4 protein-coding genes are annotated in these 5,016 nt (G+C 70.7%); 1 reads left to right on the top strand and 3 read right to left on the bottom strand.

The window, feature by feature from the left end:
• Positions 1 to 136 precede the first annotated feature (136 nt).
• The 3 genes from ACFXA3_RS09995 to ACFXA3_RS09985 all read right to left on the bottom strand — a co-directional run bounded on the left by ACFXA3_RS09995 (position 137) and on the right by ACFXA3_RS09985 (position 4,236).
• Entirely contained in the window at positions 137 to 1,429 is a 1,293-nt protein-coding gene (locus tag ACFXA3_RS09995) for a M18 family aminopeptidase (RefSeq protein ID WP_385184461.1), read from the bottom strand.
• A 101-nt stretch (positions 1,430 to 1,530) separates the two neighbouring features.
• A complete protein-coding gene (locus tag ACFXA3_RS09990) occupies positions 1,531 to 2,277 on the bottom strand; it encodes a hypothetical protein (RefSeq protein WP_385184459.1) in 747 nt (248 codons plus the stop codon).
• 132 nt (positions 2,278 to 2,409) lie between these two features.
• The gene (locus ACFXA3_RS09985) at positions 2,410 to 4,236 is read right to left on the bottom strand and encodes an acyl-CoA dehydrogenase (RefSeq protein WP_385184457.1); all 1,827 of its coding nucleotides are present in this window, start codon (positions 4,234 to 4,236) and stop codon (positions 2,410 to 2,412) included.
• A gap of 240 nt (positions 4,237 to 4,476) precedes the next feature.
• On the opposite strand from ACFXA3_RS09985, the gene ACFXA3_RS09980 reads away from it, so the two are divergent.
• Entirely contained in the window at positions 4,477 to 4,935 is a 459-nt protein-coding gene (locus ACFXA3_RS09980) for an SseB family protein (protein WP_054221662.1), read from the top strand.
• The last annotated feature ends 81 nt before the right edge of the window (positions 4,936 to 5,016 follow it).

Raw genomic sequence — 5,016 nt, 5'->3', positions numbered from 1 at the left:
CCCGCCCCCCGCCCCCCCGCCCGCGCCCCGCGCCCCCGCCCCCCCCGCCCCCCCCCCGCGCCGCCCCGCCCCCCCCCCCGGGGGGGGCCGGGGGGGGGGGCGCGGGGCGCGGCACGGGCTCGGCCCGTACGGGGCGTCAGTCTTCGAGGAAGGCGACGAGCGCGTTCGCGAGCAGGTACGGGTCCTGCGCACCGCACAGTTCGCGGGCGCTGTGCATGGAGAGGATCGCGACGCCGATGTCGACCGTCTGGATCCCGTGCCGGGCGGCCGTGATCGGGCCGATCGTGGTACCGCAGGGCATCGAGTTGTTGGAGACGAACGTCTGCCACGGCACGCCGGCCCGCTCGCACGCCGCCGCGAACACCGCGCGCCCGCTGCCGTCCGTCGCGTACCGCTGGTTGACGTTGACCTTCAGGATCGGGCCGCCGTTGGCGCGCGGGTGGTGCGTGGGGTCGTGCCGTTCCGCGTAGTTGGGGTGCACGGCGTGGCCGGTGTCGGAGGACACGCAGATGCTGCCCGCGAGGGCGCGCGCCCGGTCCTCGTACGTGCCTCCGCGTGAGAAGACGGAACGTTCCAGCACGTTCCCCAGCAGCGGGCCGTCCGCGCCGGTGTCCGACTGTGAGCCGTTCTCCTCGTGGTCGAACGCGGCCAGCACCGGGATGTGGTTCAGCTTGTCGGCGCTCGAGGCGGCGGCCAGCGCCGCGACGCCCGCGTGCACCGAGATCAGGTTGTCCATCCGCGGGCCGGCGACGAGTTCGCGGTCGCGGCCCAGGTACGAGGGCGGCTCGATGGAGTGGACCATCAGGTCCCAGCCGGCCACCGAGCCCTGCGGCAGGCCCTCTTCCTCCTCCAGGAAGGCGATGAGGTCGCCCTCCTGGACCTCGCCCAGGCCCCAGATCGGCTGCATGTGGCGCTGCTTGTCGAGCTTGAGGCCGTCGCTGTTGACCGACCGGTCCAGGTGGACGGCCAGTTGCGGGACGCGCAGCAGCGCGCGGTCCACGTTGACCAGCCGCTCGGTGCCGTCGCGCAGGCTCAGCCGGCCCGCCAGGCCCAGGTCCCGGTCGAGCCAGGTGTTGAGCAGGGTGCCGCCGTAGATCTCGACGGCGATCTGCCGCCAGCCCTGTGAGCCCGTGTCAGGAAGCGGCTTGACGCGCAGGTTGGGGGAGTCGGTGTGCGCGCCGATGATGCGGAACGGGGTGTGCGCGGTGGCGCCCTCGGGGACGAACCAGGCGATGAGCGCCCCGCCGCGCAGGACGAACCGGCCTCCGCTGCCCGAGTCCCAGGCGTCCGTTTCCGACAACTGCCTGAAGCCTGCCTTTTCCAGCCGCTCGGCCGCATTGGCCACGGCGTGGTACGGCGACGGACTGGCCGTCAAAAAGGTCATCAGATCGTCGGTGTGGCCGCGGTCGAAGCGGGCGGGAGAGCTCATGTGGTTCACCTTAACGACGGTCGTGTTCGCCATGGTCGGGCTGCGGCGGATGGCCGGAACGCCGGGGTTGCGGGTCGTGTGGTCCCTTTCCCGGCGGTTTTTCAGCCCGGCGGGCGCTCGAAGCGGCGTTGCAGCTGCCTGCGCTCGCCCCGGCGGATGCGCGGGAGCATTTCCGGGGTCGTCGCGGAGCGCTGCGCGCGTCTCTTGCGTCCGGCGCAGAAGATACAGGCCTCACCGGGTGGCGCGTCCGGATCGATGGGCGCGCCGGGGTGCTCGGAGCAGCCGGAGGCGTTGCGGGGCCGGGACAGTTCGCGGGCCACGATGAAGGCCCGGTGGAGGTCGTCCGCGATCCGTACGAACTCCTCGGCGGGTGAGGAGAAGCCCAGGTGGAAGCGGCGGTCCTCGACGGTGCGCAGGTGTTCGCGCAGTGCCTGGAGGGTGTACGGGGGGTCGGGCACGGGATAGCCCAGCCGGCGCTGTTCGCCCGCGGGCGGGGCGGCGGCGGCGCGGGCGCCGCGGACGCCGTGGGCGCGCAGGCCGAGGCGGCGCCGGTCGTTGCAGATCAGGCAGCGGCCCCAGCCGTCGGGCGCTTCGGGGTCCAGGGCTCCGTTGGGGTGCTCCGAGCAGCCGGTGTAGCTCTTGGCGGGGGCGAGTCCGGCGGCGGTCTGGAAGGCGGTGTACAGCGCGTCGGCCACGGCCTCGTACTCGGCGGGGTGGGCGCCGTCGTACAGCTCCTTGAGATGGTCGCCGAGGCTGCCCACGGCGGCCTGCAGCTCCTTGAGGGCGTACGGCCGCCCGGTCGGGACGGAGTACCCCCTGCTGCTGCCGTGCTGCTCTGCCGGTCTCATGTCTACGAGCGTCCCACGGACCGCCGACATTCGAGGAATGCCCCAGGCCGGGGCCCTGCCCGGGGCCGGGTACGACCACGGCCGGGCCCTCCGGGGAGGGTCCGGCCGTCGGTGCGCGGTGGGAACCGGAGGCTAGAAGGCGGCCTCGTCGAGCTCCATCAGGGTGTTGTCCACGGACTCGGCCAGCGCGCGGGCGACCGAGACGTTCGGCAGGACCTGCGAGGCGAAGAACTTCGCCGCCGCGATCTTGCCGGTGTAGAACGGGACGTCCTTCGCGGAAGCCGTGGCGAGCTTCTCGGCGGCGACGGCCGCACCCTTGAGTAGCAGGTAGCCGACGACGACGTCGCCGGAGGCCATCAGCAGGCGGGTGGTGTTCTGGCCGACCTTGTAGATGTTCTTGACGTCCTCGCCGGTGGCGGTGAGGTCGACGATCATCTGGCCGACGATGGCCTCCAGGTCGACGGCGGCCTTGGCGAGCGCGTCGCGGGCGCCGGCCAGCTCCTCGCCGCCGGCGGCCCCGGCCAGGAACTTCTTGATCGTCTCGGAGAGGACGTTCAGGGAGGCACCCTGGTCGCGGACGATCTTCCGGAAGAAGAAGTCCTGGCCCTGGATCGCCGTGGTGCCCTCGTAGAGGGTGTCGATCTTGGCGTCCCGGATGTACTGCTCGATCGGGTATTCCTGGAGGTAACCGGAACCGCCGAAGGTCTGCAGCGACTGGGCGAGCTGCTCGTACGAGCGCTCCGAGCCGTAGCCCTTCACGATCGGCAGGAGCAGGTCGTTCAGGCCGATCTCGGCGGAGGCGTCCTCGCCCGCGGCCTGCTTGAGCTGGATCGCGTCCTGGACGGAGGCGGTGTAGAGGACGAGGGCGCGCATGCCCTCGGCGTACGCCTTCTGCGTCATCAGCGAGCGGCGCACGTCGGGGTGGTGCGTGATGGTGACCTTGGGCGCGGTCTTGTCCATGAAGTTCGCGAGGTCCGGACCCTGCACGCGCTCCTTGGCGTACTCCAGGGCGTTCAGGTAGCCGGTCGAGAGCGTCGCGATGGCCTTCGTGCCGACCATCATGCGGGCGAACTCGATGATCATGAACATCTGGCGGATGCCGTCGTGCTTGTCGCCGATCAGCCAGCCCTTGGCGGGGTGCTGGTCGCCGAAGGTCATCTCGCACGTGTTGGAGGCCTTGAGGCCCATCTTGTGCTCGACGTTCGTGGCGTAGACGCCGTTGCGCTCGCCCAGCTCGCCGGTCTCCCAGTCGAAGTGGAACTTCGGGACGAGGAAGAGGGACAGGCCCTTGGTGCCCGGGCCGTGGCCCTCGGGGCGCGCGAGGACGTAGTGGAGGATGTTCTCCTCCATGTCGTGCTCGCCGGACGTGATGAAGCGCTTCACGCCCTCGATGTGCCAGGAGCCGTCCTCCTGCTGGACGGCCTTGGTGCGGCCGGCGCCGACGTCCGAGCCGGCGTCCGGCTCGGTGAGGACCATGGTGGAGCCCCAGCGCTTCTCGACCGCTATCCGAGCGACCTTCTTCTGCGCCTCGTTGCCCTCTTCGAAGAGGATGCCGGCGAACGCCGGGCCGGAGGAGTACATCCAGATGGCCGGGTTCGAGCCGAGCAGCAGCTCCGCGTAGGCCCAGATCAGGGAGCGGGGCGAGGTGGTGCCGCCGATCTCCTCGGGGAGGCCGAGCCGCCAGTACTCGGAGTCCATGAAGGCTTCGTAGCTCTTCTTGAAGGACGCCGGGACGGGCGCGGTGTTGGTGGCCGGGTCGAAGACCGGCGGGTTGCGGTCGGCGTCCGCGAAGGACTCGGCCAGCTCGTTCTCGGCGAGGCGGGCGATCTCGGACAGGACGCTCTTGGCGGTGTCGGTGTCCATCTCACCGAACGGGCCGGTGCCGTACAGCTTGTCGCGGCCGAGCACCTCGAAGAGGTTGAACTCGATGTCTCGGAGATTCGACTTGTAGTGCCCCATGGCGACGGCTCCGTTAAGGCTCGGGAAGACAGGTTCCTCGTACATACCAATCGGTAACGTCATGATGCTACCCGCGGGTAATAAGACGCAACCCCCGGCCGGTCGACTGTGACCAGGGTCAAGCCGCGCGCCGGCCGGCCCCGGTCCGCGATCCGGCCGCGGTGCCGCCCGCGGCGCCGTCCGCGACCATGGCGGGAATGCGCGTCCACGGGGCCGGGGGCGCTCGGTAGGCTTCGCCCTATGTACGGCTACGACCAGAACGTGAGCGCAGGGCAGCAGTACGCCGCCCCGCAGCAGATGGCCGGCGGGTACGGCGAGCAGCCGCTGTACCCCGAGCCCTCGCCGCCGTCGCTCGCCGACGCGGTGCGGGCCTTCACGACCGGGTCGCTGTCCGCGGAGGACTTCCAGCAGATCTTCGCCACCTCGAAGGTCTACTGCCCGCGCGGCGACACCCCCGGCTTCCTGGCGCTGCACAACACGCAGCAGCCGGTGATCCCCATGTTCACCACGCTCAAGGAGCTCCGCCGGTACGCCGGCAAGGAGTCCAAGTACTTCGTGATCACGGGCGCCGAGGTGATCGACCTGCTGCCGACCGGGTACGGCTTCGTCCTCGACATGGAGGGCGACCACCGGATGGTCTTCGACGCCAAGGCCGTCGAGCAGATGGTCGACTTCGCGATGCGCCGCATGTACGGCTAGCCGCCGTCGCCGCGCACGGCTTCGGGCCCCGGGGGGTGTTGCCCGGGGCCGGTTTGTTTTTGGGGGGGTGGGAGAAAATTA

It is taken from the genome of Streptomyces sp. NPDC059456, from assembly GCF_042750055.1.
Classification (GTDB): Bacteria; Actinomycetota; Actinomycetes; order Streptomycetales; family Streptomycetaceae; genus Streptomyces.
This window is presented reverse-complemented; position numbering and strand designations above follow the sequence as displayed.

Excerpts from the sequence above, each read along its gene's own strand:
- ACFXA3_RS09995 (WP_385184461.1), bottom strand. The coding sequence starts at position 1,429 with ATGAGCTCTCCCGCCCGCTTCGACCGCGGCCACACCGACGATCTGATG.
- ACFXA3_RS09990 (WP_385184459.1), bottom strand. The coding sequence starts at position 2,277 with ATGAGACCGGCAGAGCAGCACGGCAGCAGCAGGGGGTACTCCGTCCCG.
- ACFXA3_RS09985 (WP_385184457.1), bottom strand. The coding sequence starts at position 4,236 with ATGGGGCACTACAAGTCGAATCTCCGAGACATCGAGTTCAACCTCTTC.
- ACFXA3_RS09980 (WP_054221662.1), top strand. The coding sequence starts at position 4,477 with ATGTACGGCTACGACCAGAACGTGAGCGCAGGGCAGCAGTACGCCGCC.